This window comes from Desulfovibrio biadhensis, assembly GCF_055388615.1.
Genome location: NZ_AP042477.1, coordinates 1,054,979 through 1,073,141, shown reverse-complemented (window position 1 = coordinate 1,073,141; position 18,163 = coordinate 1,054,979). Strand labels below are relative to the sequence as shown.

19 protein-coding genes are annotated in these 18,163 nt (G+C 51.8%); 4 read left to right on the top strand and 15 right to left on the bottom strand.

What is annotated here, in order from left to right; translation table 11 throughout:
* From ACZ5EH_RS04765 to ACZ5EH_RS04740, 6 genes are all read right to left on the bottom strand, one after another.
* Complete coding sequence (locus tag ACZ5EH_RS04765) at positions 1-810, bottom strand: ABC transporter ATP-binding protein (protein ID WP_464276989.1); 810 nt, start codon at positions 808-810, stop codon at positions 1-3.
* Positions 811-855: 45 nt separating this feature from the next.
* The gene (locus tag ACZ5EH_RS04760) at positions 856-1,533 is read right to left on the bottom strand and encodes an ABC transporter permease (RefSeq protein ID WP_464276988.1); all 678 of its coding nucleotides are present in this window, start codon (positions 1,531-1,533) and stop codon (positions 856-858) included.
* Positions 1,534-1,738: 205 nt separating this feature from the next.
* The gene (locus tag ACZ5EH_RS04755) at positions 1,739-2,344 is read right to left on the bottom strand and encodes a YceI family protein (RefSeq protein ID WP_464276987.1); all 606 of its coding nucleotides are present in this window, start codon (positions 2,342-2,344) and stop codon (positions 1,739-1,741) included.
* A 129-nt stretch (positions 2,345-2,473) separates the two neighbouring features.
* A complete protein-coding gene (locus ACZ5EH_RS04750) occupies positions 2,474-3,226 on the bottom strand; it encodes a hypothetical protein (protein ID WP_464276986.1) in 753 nt (250 codons plus the stop codon).
* 5 nt (positions 3,227-3,231) lie between these two features.
* Entirely contained in the window at positions 3,232-3,780 is a 549-nt protein-coding gene (locus ACZ5EH_RS04745; protein ID WP_464276985.1) for a tetratricopeptide repeat protein, read from the bottom strand.
* A 63-nt stretch (positions 3,781-3,843) separates the two neighbouring features.
* Positions 3,844-4,374: a hypothetical protein gene (locus ACZ5EH_RS04740; protein ID WP_464276984.1), complete on the bottom strand. Its 531-nt coding sequence runs from the start codon at positions 4,372-4,374 to the stop codon at positions 3,844-3,846.
* A gap of 235 nt (positions 4,375-4,609) precedes the next feature.
* Between ACZ5EH_RS04740 and ACZ5EH_RS04735 the strand changes: the two genes are divergently transcribed.
* Positions 4,610-5,203: a MarC family protein gene (locus ACZ5EH_RS04735; RefSeq protein WP_464276983.1), complete on the top strand. Its 594-nt coding sequence runs from the start codon at positions 4,610-4,612 to the stop codon at positions 5,201-5,203.
* A gap of 99 nt (positions 5,204-5,302) precedes the next feature.
* Here the strand turns inward: ACZ5EH_RS04735 and ACZ5EH_RS04730 are convergent, their stop codons facing one another.
* The 9 genes from ACZ5EH_RS04730 to ACZ5EH_RS04690 form a co-directional block, all read right to left on the bottom strand.
* The gene (locus ACZ5EH_RS04730) at positions 5,303-6,160 is read right to left on the bottom strand and encodes a glycine betaine ABC transporter substrate-binding protein (RefSeq protein WP_464276982.1); all 858 of its coding nucleotides are present in this window, start codon (positions 6,158-6,160) and stop codon (positions 5,303-5,305) included.
* A 51-nt stretch (positions 6,161-6,211) separates the two neighbouring features.
* Positions 6,212-7,048 carry an ABC transporter permease gene (locus ACZ5EH_RS04725; RefSeq protein WP_464276981.1) on the bottom strand — a complete coding sequence of 279 codons (837 nt, stop codon included), beginning with the start codon at positions 7,046-7,048 and terminating at the stop codon, positions 6,212-6,214.
* On the bottom strand, positions 7,035-8,240 hold the full coding sequence (locus ACZ5EH_RS04720; protein WP_464276980.1) for a quaternary amine ABC transporter ATP-binding protein: 1,206 nt from the start codon (positions 8,238-8,240) through the stop codon (positions 7,035-7,037). Before ACZ5EH_RS04720 ends, ACZ5EH_RS04725 begins: the two co-directional genes overlap by 14 nt.
* A 1,001-nt stretch (positions 8,241-9,241) precedes the next feature.
* Positions 9,242-9,748, bottom strand: a complete 507-nt coding sequence (locus tag ACZ5EH_RS04715; protein ID WP_464276979.1) for a chemotaxis protein CheW — start codon at positions 9,746-9,748, stop codon at positions 9,242-9,244.
* 87 nt (positions 9,749-9,835) lie between these two features.
* Positions 9,836-11,857 carry a methyl-accepting chemotaxis protein gene (locus ACZ5EH_RS04710; RefSeq protein WP_464276978.1) on the bottom strand — a complete coding sequence of 674 codons (2,022 nt, stop codon included), beginning with the start codon at positions 11,855-11,857 and terminating at the stop codon, positions 9,836-9,838.
* 38 nt (positions 11,858-11,895) lie between these two features.
* Positions 11,896-12,513: a TetR/AcrR family transcriptional regulator gene (locus ACZ5EH_RS04705; protein ID WP_464276977.1), complete on the bottom strand. Its 618-nt coding sequence runs from the start codon at positions 12,511-12,513 to the stop codon at positions 11,896-11,898.
* Between the two features lie 89 nt (positions 12,514-12,602).
* On the bottom strand, positions 12,603-13,472 hold the full coding sequence (locus tag ACZ5EH_RS04700) for an N-acetylmuramoyl-L-alanine amidase family protein (RefSeq protein ID WP_464276976.1): 870 nt from the start codon (positions 13,470-13,472) through the stop codon (positions 12,603-12,605).
* Positions 13,447-14,298: an HDOD domain-containing protein gene (locus ACZ5EH_RS04695; protein WP_464276975.1), complete on the bottom strand. Its 852-nt coding sequence runs from the start codon at positions 14,296-14,298 to the stop codon at positions 13,447-13,449. Before ACZ5EH_RS04695 ends, ACZ5EH_RS04700 begins: the two co-directional genes overlap by 26 nt.
* Positions 14,295-14,711, bottom strand: a complete 417-nt coding sequence (locus ACZ5EH_RS04690; RefSeq protein ID WP_464276974.1) for a chemotaxis protein CheD — start codon at positions 14,709-14,711, stop codon at positions 14,295-14,297. The genes ACZ5EH_RS04695 and ACZ5EH_RS04690 overlap by 4 nt, the downstream gene beginning before the upstream one ends.
* 421 nt (positions 14,712-15,132) lie before the next feature.
* Here ACZ5EH_RS04690 and ACZ5EH_RS04685 point away from each other — a divergent pair, with 421 nt between their 5' ends.
* The 3 genes from ACZ5EH_RS04685 (at position 15,133) to ACZ5EH_RS04675 (ending at position 18,004) form a co-directional block, all read left to right on the top strand.
* Positions 15,133-16,107 (top strand): radical SAM/SPASM domain-containing protein, encoded by a 975-nt coding sequence (locus tag ACZ5EH_RS04685; RefSeq protein WP_464276973.1) that lies wholly within the window; start codon positions 15,133-15,135, stop codon positions 16,105-16,107.
* A 116-nt stretch (positions 16,108-16,223) separates the two neighbouring features.
* A complete protein-coding gene (locus ACZ5EH_RS04680) occupies positions 16,224-17,225 on the top strand; it encodes an NAD-dependent 4,6-dehydratase LegB (protein ID WP_464276972.1) in 1,002 nt (333 codons plus the stop codon).
* A gap of 47 nt (positions 17,226-17,272) precedes the next feature.
* Positions 17,273-18,004 (top strand): PIG-L deacetylase family protein, encoded by a 732-nt coding sequence (locus tag ACZ5EH_RS04675; protein WP_464276971.1) that lies wholly within the window; start codon positions 17,273-17,275, stop codon positions 18,002-18,004.
* Positions 18,005-18,163: the final 159 nt, after the last annotated feature.

Here is an 18,163-nt window from a genome sequence, read left to right as displayed (position 1 = left end):
TCAGGCCTTTTCTCCGGCCATCATGCCGGCTTGCCCGTCTTTGCCCTGAATGCCGCCCACAGAGATGTTGAGCTCTTCGCGGTGCTCCACTTTGTCCACCTGACCGTCGCGAATCCAGATGACGCGGTCGGAAACGTTGAGCATTTTATAGTCGTGGGTGGCGGATATGATGGTGACGTCTCGCTCTTGGGAAAGGTGCTTGAGCAGGTCGATGATTTCTTCGCCCGTGCTCAGGTCGAGGTTGCCTGTGGGTTCGTCGGCCAGGATGATTGCCGGATCGTTGGCCAGGGAGCGCGCCACGGCCACACGTTGCTGCTGGCCGCCTGAAAGTTCGAGGGGCTTGTGCTGAAAACGGGAGCCAAGGCCCACCAGTTCCAGCAGTTTGATGCCTTTTTCCGCCGCGTCTTCAGAGTTCATGCCGGCAAAGGTCATGGGCAGGGTCACGTTTTCCAGCGCTGTCATCACCGGTATCAGGTTGAATGTCTGGAAGATGTAGCCGATTTTGCGGTTACGCAGCCAGGCCAGTTCGTAAGCATCGAGCTGCGAGATATCGACTTCGTCAATGAAGACCTTGCCGTCACTGGGTTTGTCCAGCCCGCCGATCATGTTGAAGAGCGTACTCTTGCCCGAGCCGGATGGCCCCATGATGGAGATGTACTCCCCGGCGTAAATTTCCAGGTCCACCCCTTTGAGGGCCTGCACATCCACTTTGCCCATGCGAAACGACTTTGTAACGCCAATAACGCGTACAATCGTGTGGCGGCTTTCTTGGCTGTTCACGGCCTTATCCTTGGGGGCCTGTTCGGCCATGGGAGGCTCCTGGTCGTATGTCTTTGGTTTACGTAATAGCTGCTTTTAGTGCTCTGCGCGCAATGCCATGACAGGGCGCATGCGCGCCGCAATTATGGCGGGGTAGAGGACGCCGAAAAGACTCAAACCAAAACCGGCGAAAACAGCCCAGAGCAGAGAGAGCAGTGCGTCGGTCATGGAAAGATATGTCAACGCGTTGAATCCAAAGCGTAGTCCGGAGACAAGCAGACCGACGAAAATGCCGAAGACCGCACCGATTATTGATCCCGACATGCCTTGCATGCCGGCTTCCAGCAAAAACAGACGCAATACGAAACGATCCAGAGCTCCCAGGCACTTCATGACGCCGATTTCGCGAAAGCGTTCCGTAACCGCCATGAGTTGGGCGTTCACAATGCCCACGGCGCAGACCAGCAGGGAAAGCACAACGATCCAGCGCTCCTTGGCGCTGGAGCCCACATTGCCGGACTCCACGTCATAGCCCGCCTGCGTCAGAATTTCCTGGGCCTCGTCGCCGCCATTATGCAGCAGGCCATTGGCGATATCCGCGCTGATAAGCACAAAAGCCAGAAAGGAGACAGCCAGCACCAGGCTGGAGACAGTAATCATGGAGCGAAAAAAGCGTAGTTTCAAGCTCCTGAAGCTGATCTCCAGGGATTTGCCAAAAGGAAGAACGATCTGCTTGGCGATAGTCTTGTGATCGGCTGGCATGTTCGTGGACATGGGGCCCTCGTGGTTCCTTGGCAAGCGCCGTCAAATGTATACATGGGGTGGCATCATACAACAGCCGTTTTCATTAAGTACACGAAATCGATACCTGGTTGCAAGGTGAATAGAATGGAGATTTGATGACATGTAGCAATCGGACTGCGGGGAAGGGGCGCCCCTCCCCGCAGAGGATGTGAGCCTGATAAGGCATTGCCACAGATCAGCTCGGTTCTTCATCCAGGAGTTCGAGGTGAACCTGAACCTCAACTTCCTTGCCCACAAGCCCCATTTTGTAGAACTTGCCCGACCCCACACCGTATTCGAGCCTGTCCACCACAAAGGAGGAGTGCAGCCCCAGAATATTTACTGTGGGGCGCATAACACCGCCTTTTTCGCCCAGGTACTCCATGGGCAACGTGACTTTTTTGCTCACGTCTTTCATGGTCAGCACCCCGTGCAGGGCATAGGTGTTCTCACCAGTCTTTTCAATGGAGTCGGTCTTGAACGAAATGCGTGGGTACTTTTCTGCATCGAAAAAGTCCCCTGTACGCAGATGCTTGTCCCGCGCCTCCACGTGCGTGTTCACACTGGAGGTTTCCACAGCGAATTCAATGGAGCTGTCTGCAGGGCGTTCCGGGTCAAAAGCCACATTGGCAAAGAACTTCAGAAACTGTCCGGGCACCTTGGCCAGCAGGTGGTCAATGGTGAAGGTGATGGAGCAATGGGGCGGGTCGATATACCACTGCTGCGCTTTTTCAGCTGCGGCCGGTCTGGCCACGCAGAGTAGAAGCGCCAACAGCAGGACGGCTTTGGTCATATTTCGCATGGGGGGTCTCCTTGTCTGGAGCGTTGGCGATCAGAAACGGGATGCTCCTGTCGCACAGAGGTTTTCCCATGCTAATTTTTTATGAGATGGTCAGGTCGATGTCAACGTGGCGGGTATGGCGAGGTTTTTTTACCTGACGCGAGCCAGGGCGCTTTCACAGTGGGCGACGCAGGAGTCTGATGAGAACATTTCAGGTGTTGCAGCGCAGTAGCGTTTGCACTGCTCGAAATCTTCCTGCACCAGGCCCGCGTCCATACGTGGCGACGTGGCGACACACTGGGCGTATTCCGCGGCATAGGGCTCCAGATTTGGGCTGGTCTGTTTCACATGCCAGCAATAGGAGCCGCGCACCTGGGTGATGACTTCTTGTCTGGCTTTGGGGGCAAAGCGGTAAAGATCGAAATAGCGGTTTGTGAAGACGTATTCGTCTCCTTCCTTTTGCAGGAAAACGGTGCGGATCACCTGTTCCTGGGGAAACCGGTAGGTAGTGTAGCGCCCCTTGGGGAAACGTTTTTTTAATCCGGTGAACTCATCCAGGTAGCGGATGTCCTCGCGCATGCCTATCAGCTTGTCATCCTTGAAGTACAGTGGTCCGTAGTTGTACACCTTGAGCATTTCTATGCCTGTATCCCTGGTGAAGATGGGCAGGCCGCCGAAAAAATCGAGCCCAAGGGGAATTTCACAGATGGTTTCCGTGAAGATCGCCTTGCTGTTTTCGCGTTTGATCAGTTTTTTAACGTCGCTTTTGCTCATGCCCCATTGAATGCCGGGCACGGTTTTCGTGTCTGCAGCCAGCGCACCCGTAGTAAAGGTAGTGAACCCGGCGAGACAAAGTGTTGCGAACAGCAAAGAGGTTATTGTCAAACGGAACAAAGCGGGCATGTCGTCTATTCTCCGCGAGTTTCCAGAAAGGGGAAGCTCTGTTTTGCCTGTTTCAGGTCCGCCAGGCCGCCTTCAACATCGCCTGTGTTGAGTTTGGCCAGACCCCGGGCATGGAACGCCCTGGTGAAATCGGGTTTTTTCATCAACGTCTGGGTAAAGGCTGCGATGGCTTCCTGGTCCTTGCCCTGTTCCATGAGCAGCCTCCCTTTGTTGAAGTAGAAGATGTAGTCCTTCTTATGGGAGATTGCGGCATCAAAGTCCTGCAATGCCTTGTCGTATTCTTTGCGTTTGACCCAGATCAGGCCGCGATTGTTGTAGAGGTAGGAGAGCAGGTTGTCGCCATCAGGCAGCTCGCCTGAATCTATGGCCCGGGTATAGAGTTCCATGGCTTCGTCCAGTCGCCCCTGTTCCTGTGCGCGCACAGCGGCATTGGCGTCGTCCATGGAGTCTGCTCTGGCTTCCGGAACAAGGCCTGCCAGTGCTGGCAGCACACAGGCGGCAATGAATACAAATACGCAAAATGTCGGTATGGCGGCAAGTTTTGTTTGTTTCATATCAGACCCCTTAAGGGAGCAAACCTTGCCTGAAGCAGCCAAAGAGCGCAAGCGCCCCCTTTGCTATTTGATGAACGCCTTAAAGAGCATGCTGGGGCCCTGCATCATGGCGGCGTGATAGGCTGCGTCGAAAATATCCTTATCATCCCACCCTTTATTGCGAAGGGCGTTCACATCGTCTTCCGTTATGGAAGACGGATCACCTATGAGCTTCAACACGAACAGGAACAGGGAAAGCTGTGGTTCTTCCAACGGTGCTTTTGCGGGGTCTCGTCGCAGGATTTCTATCTCTTCCTGAGACATGCCGCCGGCGCGTTCCAGAATGGTTGTATTGAGCTGCAAGCAGTATGGGTACTCGAAATGATCTGCAGCGATAAGTCGCAACAGTGCAAAAAAGCTGAAATCAAGTTTTTCGTGGGTGATGAAATAGCGGAGCGAGCGGCTTTGGATCATCGCCAGTTCCGGGCTGGCGCTCATCATCTCCAAGGGCTCGGGCAAGGGTACATGGGGCGGGATTACTGCGTAGGCCTTGGCTATCTTACTTTCAGGTTCTCTGGCGGCTTCTTCGCGGGCTACGTGTTTGAGTATGAACATGTCTGACTCCCTGTTGCGCGTTTTGAAAATCAGGTTGTGCTGGTTCACGACCCGCGCATCATAGGGCTGCGAGCATGAAAAACACAAGCGTAGCAATGCGCCAGTAGCCACGAGCATTTTTGAGCACGGCCCCCCTTGCGTGGAAATTCTGCCGGTTGTAGTGGTCAGCCGGGAGGTGCGACCTTTGAAGGTTCCGCCATTTTCCGGTGGAAATAGAAACGGTCGCAGAATGCCTATGGGCGTTTTCTGGCTTTGTTTTGTCCCCATTTTTGTGGCGGTGGACCCGATAGGCGTGTTGCCCATGTATATCGGCCTTGTAGAAGGTCTTGAGCCGGCACGACTCAAATGGCTCATTCTCAAGTCGGTGCTCACGGCGAGCGCCGTTTCCGTGCTGTTTCTCTTTGCCGGGGCGCCCCTTTTGGCCGCTCTGGGGGTTACCGTGGCCGACTTCATGATCGCTGGGGGAGTGTTGTTGTTCGCCATTTCTCTCAGCGACCTGTTGCACGCCGACAAGGTGCAGCGCCGGACAGAGCCCCATGACCCTGCATCAGTAGGGGCGGTGCCACTGGGCGTGCCGCTGATTGCCGGGCCAGCCCTGCTGACAACAGTCATGCTGCTGGCAAACGAACACGGTGCGTGGCTGACAGCGCTGGCTTTGGCGCTCAACATGGTGATTGTGGGGGTGGTTTTCTACATCGGTCGTTGGATCATCACCCTTTTGGGACGCCAGGGCGCGCGCACCGTTTCCAAGGTTGCCAGCCTTTTGCTGGCGGCCATAGCCGTGATGCTGGTGCGCAAGGGTATTTTGCAGATACTCGCCGGAATGTAGAGCATAAAAAAACCGCCCCCCGATGGTAATACATCGAGGGGCGGCAGTGCGTTCATGCTACCGGCTTACGCCGGAGAGCTCTGCTTCAAGCGGACAGTACTATTTGGTCCACTTTTCGAACATCTCAGGATGTTCCTTGAGGAACTTTTTGGCGTTTTCTTCAGGAGTGGTACCGGACTCCTGGTTCCAGGCCATGACCATCTGCAGCTGGTTGGGGTCCTTCCAGCTGAACTTGTCGAAGAAAGCGTATACTTCAGGCATGTCTTCTTTCAGGCCTTTGCGGACGATGGTGTTGATGGTTTCTTCTTCACCCAGAACACCCTTGGGGTCTTTCAGGTACTTGAGGTCCCAGCGGCCGAACATCCAGTGGGGGGACCAGGCGGTAACCACGATCCACTTTTTGTCCTTGATGGCGCCGGACAGAGCAGCAGTCATGGTGGCGCCGCTGCCTTCTACCAAGCTGTAATCATCGAGGGCGTAGTCTTTCATGGCCTGTTCGGAAAGCTTCATGAGGCCGGCACCGGGATCGATACCGATGATCTTGCCGTCAAACTTGTCAGCCATGCCCTTGAGGTCGGCAATGGAGTCGACTTCAACGTAGGAAGGCACAGCCCAGCCAAGACGGGCGCCGCCAACGATGGGGCCGAGGTTAACAACTTTATCCTTAACCTTGGCAAGGTAGTCGCCGTGGGTCACGGGCAGCCATGCGGTAACCATGCCGTCTACATCACCAGTAGCAACAGCCTGCCACATGGCAGCGGCGGCAACGGGCAGGACTTCGACATCATAGCCCATTTTTTCCAGAGCAGCCTTGGCCACGTTGGTGCTGGCAGTGGCGCAATCCCACTCCACGTAGGCGATTTTCACTTTGCCCTTGTCGCCGGCAAAGCCGGGTACGGCAGCCATGGCAACCATGGCCAGAGAAAGCAGAACTGCGAGAATAGTTTTACCTTTCATGTTTTCCTCCTGTTTATGTTGCGCGTTCAGTGCGCATTCTATGCATTACATCTATTGCTGATTTCTTATGCCAACGCGTTGCAAGACCCTGTCCAGGATGATGGCGACAATGACGATGCCAATACCGGCTTCGAAACCGTACCCCATCTGGAGCCTCTGGATCGCCTTCCAGACTTCGCCACCAAGGCCTTTGGCGCCGATCATGGCTGCGATGACGACCATGGACAATGCGAGCATGACCGTCTGGTTGACGCCTGCCATGATGGTTGGCGTTGCCAGAGGTAACTGGAGCTTGAACAATTTTTGCCAACGGTTCGAGCCGAAGGCGTCGGCGCATTCCACCAGTTCACCAGGCACCTGTTTGATACCCAGGCAGGTAAGCCGGATTGCCGGAGGCATGGAAAAGACCACCGTGGAAAAGATGGCGGCAACCTTGCCCAGACCGAAAAAAGGAATGGCCGGAATAAGGTAGACAAAGGCCGGCATGGTCTGCATCACGTCCAGAATGGGCATGACAATCCGATAGATTACTTGGCTCATGGCTGTGCCGATGCCCACCGGGATACCGATGAGGATGGCGATGAGCGTGGCGACCAGAACGAGGGCGATTGTGCTTACCGTGGCGGGCCACAGGCCCATGTTCCAGATAAGGCTGAGGCCCAGCAGCGCGAAGATGGGGATGCCGCGTTTGCGTGTGAAGTAGTAGGCAATGGCGGCAATCACGATGATGAGCAGCCACGGCGGCATGGCCAGCAGGCCGCTTTCGAGCACTTCGAGACCGCTTTCGGTGACTTTGGAAAATGCCTTGGTGATAAAAGACAGGTTGTCGACGAGGAAGTTGATTAGAGCTTCGATTCCCTCGCCAAGAGGTATTCTAGGAACTTGCATTGGCCCTCCCGCGTTCGGCAATGGCGCCCAGCAGCGAGCCTCTGACGATGACTCCCTTCAGGCGTTGGTCTTCGTCAGTCACAGCCAGGGGGTAGGGAAGATCGTGTATGATCTGTATGAGATCCTGAGCCGGCGTGTCTGGCTTAACTGTAATCAGATCGGTGCGCATGATGTTGGTGATATCCCGTTCGCCCTTTTCTATGGCGGCCAAGGCGTCATCTGCAGTGAGTACGCCCTGGAGGATATGGTCCTTGTTCAGCACGAAAAGGCTGGAGATTCCGCTGCTTTTCATTTTGCGCAAGGAAGCTCTGGGCCCGTCTGTCTTGACGTACGCCACAGCATCGGTCCTGACCATGACGGATTCGGCGACCAGTACCTTGGTAATGTCCACGTTTTCCACAAAGCGGGCAACATAGTCATTGGCAGGTTCGGTAAGGATGTCTTCCGGGGTGCCGACTTGCACAATGCGTCCATCCTTCATCAGTACGATGCGGTCGCCCAGCTTGAGGGCTTCGTCGAGGTCGTGGCTGATGAAAACAATGGTCTTGTGCACTTTTTCCTGCAGCGCGATGAGTTCGTCCTGCATGTCGCGGCGAATCAGTGGGTCCAGCGCGCTGAAAGCTTCGTCCATGAGCAGGATATCGGGGTCGAGGGCCAGCGCTCTGGCCAAACCGACACGCTGCTGCATGCCGCCGGAAAGCTGGCGGGGGTACGAGTCTTCCCATCCTTTGAGGCCAACCTGTTCAAGGGCGGCTTCTGCACGCTGACGGCGTTCAGCAGGATCAACCTCTTGGATTTCCAAGCCGTATTCCGCGTTCTGACAGACGGTGCGGTGGGGGAAAAGGGCGAAATTCTGAAATACCATGCCCAGTTTTTTGAGTCGTACCTCGCGCAGTTGCGCCGTGTCGAGACTCGTTACCTCTTGGTCGTCGATGAAGATCTTGCCTTCAGTAGGTTCGATCAGCCGGTTGAGGCAGCGGACAAGTGTTGATTTGCCGCTACCAGAAAGGCCCATAATAACGACGATTTCTCCTTCCATGACTTCAAAGGTCGCTTGGGATACGCCCACGCCGCATCCTGTCGCCTCCAGGATGTCACCTTTGGTCTTACCCTGATGCAGCAGCTGCAGGGCTTCTTCCTGACGGTCGCCGAAAATCTTTGAAACATTTTCGACTCTGATTTTTGCCTTCATGTATAAATTGTCCAGGTTTAAAGTTGGGGACAGCGACAATCATGTACGCAAAGCTTGCTCGTGTGTCAAGCGTAAGGGCGTAATATGTCTTTAGTGTTGTGTGGAATTGTATGATGCAACAACACACAAATAAAACTGGAATAAAAAAACAGTAACTCTACATGATGTATGAATGTATCAATGGTGTAACATATCGTTTCTAGATTATTTAGCAATAATTCTAAAAAGAATAATTTTGATTATGATTTTAAAAGAACAATGTTAAAAACAAGGTGTGAAAACTACTAAAATATAAAAAGTCATGCAAAAGAGACGAGCAAAGTTAAAAAATATATGATGGCTCTAGAGTAATTCAAGTCAATTAATCGTAAAAAGTTCCCTGGCTTCTTGTATCTTGCGAGTTGTAGCAGTCCATTTTATGACATTCCCGCCTGATGCCCCGTAGCTGACGTCAGGGTGCAAGGGTGGTTAAGTGACTCTTGTTTCATGTTCAGGCACTTTAGGTGCCTGAGATTGTTCAAGCCCTGTTTTGGGTTTGTCTGTTGAAGTTATGACAGCAGTGTGTGCGGCCCCATGGGAGGTGGGTGATTGCCAATTGTGGATAAAGGTGTTCACAATTGTGAAACTCTTTGGTGGTGATTCAGTTGCAAATTGAGATAGACATACATCTGGATGCGTATTGTAATGATCTATCCTGTATGTTCACTCCATGAAGCACACTATCTATATTTACGTATAAAGCAGAGTTGATGATGCTTAATTCCCATCTTGTATCGTGGTGTGATTCAGAGCCTCTTGAACAAATGCAATAAAGAAAATGTCACTCTTAGAGGATTGATTCCACTTCTTCTGAGAGAAGAATTCACTTTTGTTATATTACACTACATTTTTTGAGGACATTGTGTAGGGGATATAATGGGGGGAAATCGGGTAATGAAAAAGCCCTCCAACCATGTGGCTGGAGGGCTTTTTATCTTAAAAGCTTGAAACGGCAGCAGGTGTCAGGCTTCTTGTTCTTCTGCAGGCTGTTTTGACTGTGATTGCGCTACGGCCAATTCTTCCGAGGAGAATATCCGGTTTACGTCAAGAATGATGATGAAACGGTTGTCTTTTTTTGCCATCCCGCGGATAAAGCGCGTGTCTATGGAGGTGCCCATCTGCGGTGGGGGGTCTATCTGGGCCGGTAAAATCTCCAGTACTTCCTGCACGGTATCCGCAAGCGCCCCTACTTGGGCCATGTCGTCATCGATGGTGACTTCAGTGATGATAACGCAGGTGTTCACCGTCATTTCTGTGGAAGACATGCCGAATTTTCTGCGCAAATCGACAACGGGCACAGCATGACCACGGACGTTGAGTACACCGCGCATGGACGGGGGCGTTCGCGGAATTCTCGTGATGTTGGTGTCATCGAGAATTTCACGGACAAAGGAGATGTCCAACGCGAATATTTCCTCACCCAACGTGAACGTCAGGTATTGATTAAGTTCACTTGCGTTGTCTTCCATGGTCTGCTCCCTTTAGTTGTCCTTACCAACTACTAGTACAGTTGCGCATTCGAAGCAAGCCTGGCCGGAGTAGATTGCGCCCTGTAATCAGAAGCGTTCAAAAGCTTCGTCATTAAACTCGCTGTCCATATCCAGAACAACTCCAGGGTTGTTTTTGGAAGCGGGATTAGTCTTTTTACTTTGTGGCAGGGCCTTTTGTCTGGCGCTTCGTTTGGCGCTTTTGCCCTCGCCCACACGGAAAAAGCCCATTGTGGACATAAGCATCTCTGCCTGGCTGGAGAGTTCTTCTGAGGTGGACGCCATTTCTTCAGAGGCGGACGCGTTTTGTTGTACAACCTGATCGAGTTGCTGGATTGCCTTGTTGATCTGCTGCGCGCCGGAGTCCTGTTCGTTGCTTGCTGCGGCAATTTCCTGCACCAGGTCTGCAGTCTTTTGGATGTCGGGCACCATTTTGGTGAGCATTGTGCCGGCTTTTTCAGCAATGGATACAGTGGAAGACGACAATTCGCTGATTTCGCCAGCAGCTGCCCCGCTTCGTTCTGCCAATTTGCGCACCTCGGCGGCGACGACGGCAAAGCCCTTGCCGTGCTCTCCGGCTCTAGCCGCTTCAATGGCGGCATTGAGCGCGAGGAGGTTGGTCTGGCGGGCGATCTCTTCGATGATGGTTATTTTTTCAGCGATATGCTTCATTGCTTCAACTGCGTCGGAAACCGCCTCGCCCCCTTCCTTGGCATCCTGCGCCGCTTTCAGGGCGATGGCCTGCGTGGTCTGCGCATTTTCAGCGTTTTGGCGGATATTACTGCTCATTTCCTCCATGGAGGAGGAAACTTCCTCAACGCTGGCTGCCTGTTCTGTGGCGCCCTGCGACATGGACTGGGATGAGGAGCTGAGTTCTTCAGAGCCGGATGCTACATTTTCTGAGGCGGACTGCACGTCGGCAACGACCTCGCGAAGTCTCCTGACCATTTCATTGAGTGCTTTTGCAAGAATCCCGATTTCGTCTTTCTGGTGGATGTCGAGTTCCTTGGTGAAGTCGCCCTCCGACATGTTCTGGGCAAAGGTCACGCCCTGGCGGATGGGGCGGGTGATGCCCCTGGTGAGAAAGATGCCGAGGGCTATGGCAAGGAGCAACCCGATGCCGATTCCAGAGGTTGCCATGATCATGCCGCTCGAGCTGTCTTGTTCGGCTTCATGAAGTGCTTGGTTTGCCTCGTCTTCGTTCAGTTTTACGGACTGGCTGAGCGCCGTGAGGGTGTCTTCCAGGGCTTTCATCTGTTCAACAAGGGCGACCTGGTTCATTTCCGCAAAGGTATCGACCGACTTCTGGGCTTCTGCCCGCATTTCCCGGAACAGGGCAAAGGTCTTTTCTGCATTGGGCAAAAGTTGTCCGGTAAAGATGGATTGGGCGCGTTGATCCAGCCCCTGGGAAACGGCGTACTTTATGTCTTTCACCGCCTCGTGGAATTTCTGGTGGTAAGGTTTGACCTCTTCAATGATTTTACGCAGTTCGGGGTTGGATGTCGTGTAGCCAGCCAGCCATTTGCCAAAGTTGCATTGGGTGGGGTCTGTGCCTCCCTCAAATCTTTGGCCTACAGCCAGTAATTCCCCGACTTGCGTAGAAAGCTTGTAGTGGTCACCACGGAATAATTGGAGCTCGCGCATGTAGTCTGCAGGGTTAAGGATGTCTATCTGCTGTAATTGTTGCGAAAGTCCTATAACCGTGTTGCTTTTTTCCTTGAGTGCATTGTTGGCGCTTTCAAATTGGGCAAGAAGCCGCTTTGCTTCTGCAGTAAGTGGGAGTGCCTGATAATTGTCCCAGGCTGTTTTGTAATGAGCACGGATACGTTGGACATTTGCATAAATTGCATCACGCTCTTCACTATTCAGATAAGGGCTGAGAAGAATACGCAAATTGCCTATAAGTTCATGGGTGTCAGACCCAATTTGCAGGGAAGAGCGTACGCCAGGCAATTTTTCTTGCCCGATGGTATTCAGATGGTCAGATTGCGACATGATGACGTCCATACAAACAAGTCCCACCACCACGGTAATCAACGCCGTGATGATGAAACCCCCCATAATTTTGACACCAAGCTTGATATTTTTCATTTTTGTCGATCTCCCCTGAAAAAATTAAAGATGCTTGTTCATCCCTTATCAGAATGGGAAGTGAATGCAAGTCTCGCGTTTGTAAAGAGAATCACTTCAGGAAACAGATTGGGGCTTTGTCCATTAGAGAGTAAATAGTTCTTAGCTGCACAGTGTAGCATAGATATAATGAGCATAGATGCTTCTGTTGCAGGAAGGTCAGAACTATTTTCAGTACTATTACTTTCATCTAATATGTCAGTAACAAGTTGTACGAGCCAGGATTGATATATCTTTAGATCCAAGTAGGACGATTGTGATACATCCAGTATCTGGAATGGATCTGCGTTAAGGAGGACAAGATAGTCCGCTGGATTCTGTGTGACGAATCTTTCGTATTCAAGTATGAATTCTTCGAGTGCAGCAGCACTTGTAGCAGAGTCCTGGATGCTTTCTCGAAGTGCTTTATAGAGATTGTAAAGAATGTGCCTGCAGAGAATAAAAAGTAGATTCTCTTTGGTTTTGAAATGATAGATTACTGTGCCGCCAGCTACGTTAGCCTGTTCAGCGATTTGAAAAACAGATGTATTCTCAAAACCGTTGTCGGCAAAAAGATTCCTTGCCGCCAACAAGATTCGTTCGACTTTTTCACTGGGTTTGCGTTTTCGTTTCGCCATGGGCACCTCTTATTGAATGGTTGTTCGAACTTTAATATTGTCTGAACAGGCAGTCAATAATAATATGCTGTGCGATTGTTCCGAGAAAGCTACTGGGGAGTGATTTGATTATAGGAATTCGGAGCGTTAAGAGGGGTGCAGTTGCCTTGACTCGAGGAGCTCAGGCCAAGAAACTTCAGGATGCCAGCGCAGACAGCACAGGACATCCTCTGTTGTCTGGCAGGGTCGTTTAGCGCGCGCTCTTCGATGCGATTGAGGATAACGCCGGCTTCCAGAAGGACTGAAGGGGTATCTGCCGATTTCAGTACCAGCAGATCATCAAACCTGTAGATGCCATGCTCGGGGTCAACGAAGTCGCGATTCTCGCCTTTGATGGGTTCGGCGTGGTGGTCTGTGGGGGTAAATCCGGCAATGCGAAGTTCCTGACCTATGGAGTGCGCCAGTTCAAGACTTTTTTCAGAAGAGGGGTTCTTTTCAGAATAAAAAAGCGAGTACCCCTGAAAGAGGTCGCAATAGCGTAGGGCGCGATCCTCAAATGTCCAGGGTTTGAGATATTTAGGCTGCACAGAATCATGGTGGATGGAAAGCAGGAGCGCGGCGCCTTTGGCGTGGGCGAGGCGCGCCCTGTCGCCTGGCGCCATGTGTTTTTCTTCGGGGGCAATGAGAAAGGCGCCGGTCAATCCATTCGAATGAAGGGTCAACTGTATCTTTTCTGCAAGAACTTTGTTGAATGAATATTCAGCCCTTCCACGAGCACTGGTTGCGCCGCCGCGTGGGATCGAATGCCCAACGTCTATGGCAATGGGCAAGGTCTCAAGGCCGTTTTTAGGATTTTGCGCATTGGCCCAGGAAGGTACGTGCAGGAATGTAGTAGTAAACAAGAGAAGTGCGAAAAAGAAACACGTTTTATAGCAGGCCGGCGAAGCGAGAGCTTCAAAAGCGTGGAGCAAATATTTCACTGAGTTCTGCCGCCTTTTCCACCACTGATGCCATGACTTTTTCCACGATCTCGGGAGTCAGTTGCAACCGCTCTATCACGAAAGTGGAAGGATGATAATGGAGCCCGTCTATGCCAAGGGCGATGCTGCACATTTTGGCAAGGGATTCGCCTGCGTGCACTAGATCCAAAGTCAGGCTGGGGGTGTCGCAGTTGTCAGGATCAAGATGCCAGCGGACGACGTGGACAATTTCTTCGGGCAGCCCCCAATTTTGCAGGAGTAGCGCCCCCACCTCGGCATGGTCTATGCCTAAAAGTCGTTTCTCGGCTTCCTGGAATGGAATGAACTCTGAATAGGCCAGCTCCAGTAGAGGGCGCACATCCACTTGCAAATACTCGCCCATCACTGTTTTGCCGATATTCGCCAACAGTCCGGCTGTAAAGGTGTTGGGTGGTGCAGTAACGCCGGTTTCCGCAGCGATTTCTTCGGCTGCCAGGGCGGTGGCTATGGAATGTTCAAGCAAGGCGCCGGGCGGCAGGTCGTATCCGGGTGTGGCGGGCCGCAATTGCGGCGCAGTGCTGGCGGCAAGGATGAGTTGAGCGACACGGCTCGCCCCAAGACGTACAAGTGCGTCATGAACAGTTGCTATGCTGCGCACGCACCCCATGCTGGGAGCATTTGCCAGCCGCAGCAGGTTTGCTGTCAAACCCGGGTCAAGCTGGATGGTTGCGGCAATCTGCGTCAGGTTGGAATTGGTGTTCCAAAGCAGGGGGAGCGTTTTTTGAGCTGCAGGCGGCAAAGGCGGTAGCATCCTTAAGCTATTGACGATTTCTTCGCGTTTGCTCATATCTCCCGCTCCGTGCCGAGTGATTTGATAACAACCCTGCCGTCATCCATGTAAAGATACATGGTCCTGGGAATATTGCCTCCGAAATCGCTGGCTTTCAAGCGGATGTTGTTGTGTGCAAGAAGTTTTTTCAAAGCTTCGGTGTTTCTCGCGCCAACATCAAAGAGGTTGTTGACCTGCATCATTTTGGAGCCGCCTGCTGCTTTCAGAATGAGCCGCTCCCTGGACGCGCCCATTTTCATGAGCTTTTTGACCATTTCCACGACACCGGAGCTGACGAACATGTAGGGGTTTTCAGCAGCTTTTTCCGGTGAAGCGTTGGCATGTGGCAACAGACAGTGAATGAGCCCCCCGATATGTGCTTGTGGGTCAAAGGCTGCTACGCCGATGCATGAACCCAGTGAATATGTCACCAGTACATCATCGGGAGAGCGAGATACTTCCATCGCTGATATAGAAACCACTTTCTGGGCCATCGTAAAGAGCGTATTCCTTTTTTATTTAATATAATATTTCTATGGCTTGCTGCAAAAGTCAAGGAGAATGCGGGGGAGAAGGGGCGTGTAAAGCATGACGGCATGTAATTTGCTTAAATTACAAGGGCTCAGGATGTGCAACAGGCAGGATGCGGCCTGATCGCCTTTCTTGTGCTGGAAAGTGTTTTTGTATCAGGTGATTAAGGGGGCAATTTTGGAGTCTGTGTTTTGACGGAGCTTGGCGGCGTGGATAAGATAAATGTATAAACGCAGACGGCGCCAGGCAGGTCGTCATCGTTTGGCATACACAGCGTGATGTAACAGCCAACATGTTGTTTATGATTTTGGGGAGCAATGCATGCAGTATGTAAATCCACGTTCGAACAGGGTGAATTCGTTCAAACAGTTGTATACAAACGAAGAATTCAAAACGGTATTGCAGCATAGAGACCGTTTGCCTGAGTTCCCTTATCTTGTCGATGCAGAGCTGACAAATGTTTGTAATTTGCGGTGCATCTTTTGTGGCCAGCAAGCCATGACGCGTGCAAAAGGGTTTATGGCTGAAGATACCTGGAAGTCGCTTGTCGACCAGTGCGCAGAATACGGTACTCCCATTCGCATCATACGCTGGGGGGAACCGTCCATGCACCCCAATATCATTGATTATGTACGGTATGCAAAGTCAAAGGACATTAATATTCATATTACAAACAACGGTATAGCAGTAAGCCGCGAGCAACTGCAGTCTGTTGTGGATATTGGCGTCGATTCACTGATTTTTTCTTTTCAGGGTGCGACAAAGGAACAGTATGAAATAATGCGCAACAATAAGCAGTATGACAAACTGAAAAGCACCGTGTTGGATTTGGTGGCTCTCAGAGGGGAAAAAGAAAAGCCGTTTATCCATATATCAAGTTCGATGACGAATGAAACAGAAGCCGAGATAGATGCTTTTGTCGCATATTGGGTAAATATAGTGGATTCCGTGGGTGTAGGAAAAACAAATTTGTCACGGTTGAGTTCGCATCAGATCAAGTCCTTCGAAGCTTTGGAGAAACTGGATATATTGCGCAAGCAGGAAACTATCAAAAAGTCGTACCGCCCTTGTTCAGAGGTTTACCAGAAATTAAGCGTGGACTGGGATGGGACGGTTACATGTTGCTGCGCAGACTATGACAATTTTCTGGTTGTGGGTAACATGAACGAATCCAGCCTTCGCGCTATCTGGAACACAAGTGAGACACTGCAGCAATTCCGGCAGTTGCTAGACAAGAATATGCATAAGAGTCTGACACTGTGCAGTACCTGCTACCGCATCCACGAAGCCGAATGAGACCTGGCGCCCCTTGATTGCCCTCTGGCAGGGCGTGCAGCTTGATATTTCTGGTATGCTGCCGTAAAGATAGAGAAATTGAGGATAACAATTACTTTTCAACGCTTGGAGACCTCATGGCTTGCAAGACGTTAGTGACTGGAGCTGATGGCTTCATCGGTTCACACCTTGCGGAACTGTTGCTCGAGTCTGGATATGAGGTGCGGGCGATGGTGCAGTATAATTCCTTTAGTAGCTGGGGGTGGCTGGATACGTCCAAGGCAGCGCTCGCCGGGGAAATGGACATTCTTGCTGGCGACATTAGAGATCCAGCCTTTGTCCGCTCGGCCGTTGCTGGCTGTGATCTTGTGTTTCATCTGGCGGCGCTTATTTCCATTCCCTATTCTTATGTTGCGCCGGGCTCGTATGTCGCTACAAACGTGAGCGGTTCTCTTAATGTGGTGCAGGCCTGCCGTGAAAAAGACGTGAGCAGACTTGTGCACACCTCCACCAGCGAAGTCTATGGCACGGCGCTCTCCGTTCCTATCACGGAGGATCATCCGCTGCAGCCGCAATCGCCTTATTCTGCCAGTAAGATAGGCGCCGACCAGATAGTACTCTCCTATTTCAACTCGTTTCAGACGCCCGTCACGGTGTTGCGCCCGTTTAATACATATGGACCGCGGCAATCCTCCAGAGCGGTTATTCCTACTATCATCACGCAGTTGGCTGGTGGAGCACGGAGCATTCGTCTGGGCGACCTGGCGCCAACCAGAGATTTTACCTATGTGACGGATACCGCCAAGGCCTTTATAGCAGTGGCAGAGTCTGACCAGGCTTTGGGTGCAGTACTCAATGCCGGCAGCAACTTTGAGATTTCCGTTGGCGAAACCGCTCGCTTGATTGGAGAGGTCATGGGCGTAGAGTTTTCCATAGAATGTGATGCAGAACGCATGCGTCCCGCAGGCAGTGAAGTGGAGAGGTTGTGGTGCGACAACTCCAAAATATTGCAAAACACTGCATGGAAGCCTGAATTTGCGGGTAAGGAAGGTATGCGCAGAGGGTTGGAGCGAACGGTGCAATGGTTTCTCGATAAAAACAATCTCGCCGGCTACAAAATCGGCATGTACAATATCTGATGCCCCCAAGACTGTATCCAAAACCCACAGAGTCATGGTAGGGCACAATGACGGCTTTGCTTTGCCCAATGATCAGCCGCAGCAGCACAGCCTTGCTGCAGGTATTTACCATTTTTACATTCGAGATTTTCAAGCTTTATAAGGATGATACCATGAAGGTTCTCGGCGTGGGCGCTCATTTTGATGATCTGGAACTGGGGTGTGGCGGTACACTGATCCGGCACATTCAGAACGGCGACGAAGTCACCATGCTTGTACTCTCGGATTCGGGGTACGTGAACCCTCATGGACAGGAGATCCGCTCTGCAGACGTTGCCTTGCAGGAAGGCAAGAAGTCGGCTGAGATCATGGGTGCGGATTTGATCTACTTTGACTATCCCACGTTTGAAATCCCCTTCAATGAACAGCTCACAAAGTCCATCCAGGCAGTTATCGAAAACCGTGAAATAGACACGATCTACAGCCATTGGGACAATGACGTGCACCGCGACCACAAACAGGCGGCCCAATGTACGCTTATGGCTGGCAGGCATGCTCCCAGGTATTTGATGTATCGCAGCAACTACTATGAGACCGGGCACCCCTTCAGTGGTTCTTTTTACATCGATATTTCCAAGGTTATGGAGAAGAAGATGGAAGCCCTGCGGGCCCATGCCTCGGAAATGGAGCGTGTGAACTGGGCATGGCTGGATTTTGTAGAAAAACAAAATGCTGCAGATGGACGGATAATCGGCGTCAAGTATGCAGAAAATTTTAGAATTGTCAGATATTTGGTCTGATGCTGTTTGCATGCCCCCTTTCCTGAGCAGCGTCCACAGTCTGTAACGTGCCGGGCTTCCTCTAATCCTTGCGCCGATAATGCCGATATGGTCGGCACGTACTGGCCATAGGCCCCACCCCTTTGTGCCAACAGGCTACGAAGCAAACATGAGACGTGA

Bases quoted from the DNA above. Each gene is read 5' to 3' on its own strand.
- ACZ5EH_RS04735 (WP_464276983.1), top strand. From the start codon at position 4,610: ATGGGCGTTTTCTGGCTTTGTTTTGTCCCCATTTTTGTGGCGGTGGAC.
- ACZ5EH_RS04715 (WP_464276979.1), bottom strand. From the start codon at position 9,748: ATGGAAGACAACGCAAGTGAACTTAATCAATACCTGACGTTCACGTTG.
- ACZ5EH_RS04765 (WP_464276989.1), bottom strand. From the start codon at position 810: ATGGCCGAACAGGCCCCCAAGGATAAGGCCGTGAACAGCCAAGAAAGC.
- ACZ5EH_RS04705 (WP_464276977.1), bottom strand. From the start codon at position 12,513: ATGGCGAAACGAAAACGCAAACCCAGTGAAAAAGTCGAACGAATCTTG.
- ACZ5EH_RS04720 (WP_464276980.1), bottom strand. From the start codon at position 8,240: ATGAAGGCAAAAATCAGAGTCGAAAATGTTTCAAAGATTTTCGGCGAC.
- ACZ5EH_RS04695 (WP_464276975.1), bottom strand. From the start codon at position 14,298: ATGAGCAAACGCGAAGAAATCGTCAATAGCTTAAGGATGCTACCGCCT.
- ACZ5EH_RS04710 (WP_464276978.1), bottom strand. From the start codon at position 11,857: ATGAAAAATATCAAGCTTGGTGTCAAAATTATGGGGGGTTTCATCATC.
- ACZ5EH_RS04730 (WP_464276982.1), bottom strand. From the start codon at position 6,160: ATGAAAGGTAAAACTATTCTCGCAGTTCTGCTTTCTCTGGCCATGGTT.
- ACZ5EH_RS04750 (WP_464276986.1), bottom strand. From the start codon at position 3,226: ATGCCCGCTTTGTTCCGTTTGACAATAACCTCTTTGCTGTTCGCAACA.
- ACZ5EH_RS04675 (WP_464276971.1), top strand. From the start codon at position 17,273: ATGACGGCTTTGCTTTGCCCAATGATCAGCCGCAGCAGCACAGCCTTG.
- ACZ5EH_RS04760 (WP_464276988.1), bottom strand. From the start codon at position 1,533: ATGTCCACGAACATGCCAGCCGATCACAAGACTATCGCCAAGCAGATC.
- ACZ5EH_RS04755 (WP_464276987.1), bottom strand. From the start codon at position 2,344: ATGCGAAATATGACCAAAGCCGTCCTGCTGTTGGCGCTTCTACTCTGC.
- ACZ5EH_RS04680 (WP_464276972.1), top strand. From the start codon at position 16,224: ATGGCTTGCAAGACGTTAGTGACTGGAGCTGATGGCTTCATCGGTTCA.
- ACZ5EH_RS04685 (WP_464276973.1), top strand. From the start codon at position 15,133: ATGCAGTATGTAAATCCACGTTCGAACAGGGTGAATTCGTTCAAACAG.
- ACZ5EH_RS04725 (WP_464276981.1), bottom strand. From the start codon at position 7,048: ATGCAAGTTCCTAGAATACCTCTTGGCGAGGGAATCGAAGCTCTAATC.
- ACZ5EH_RS04745 (WP_464276985.1), bottom strand. From the start codon at position 3,780: ATGAAACAAACAAAACTTGCCGCCATACCGACATTTTGCGTATTTGTA.
- ACZ5EH_RS04740 (WP_464276984.1), bottom strand. From the start codon at position 4,374: ATGTTCATACTCAAACACGTAGCCCGCGAAGAAGCCGCCAGAGAACCT.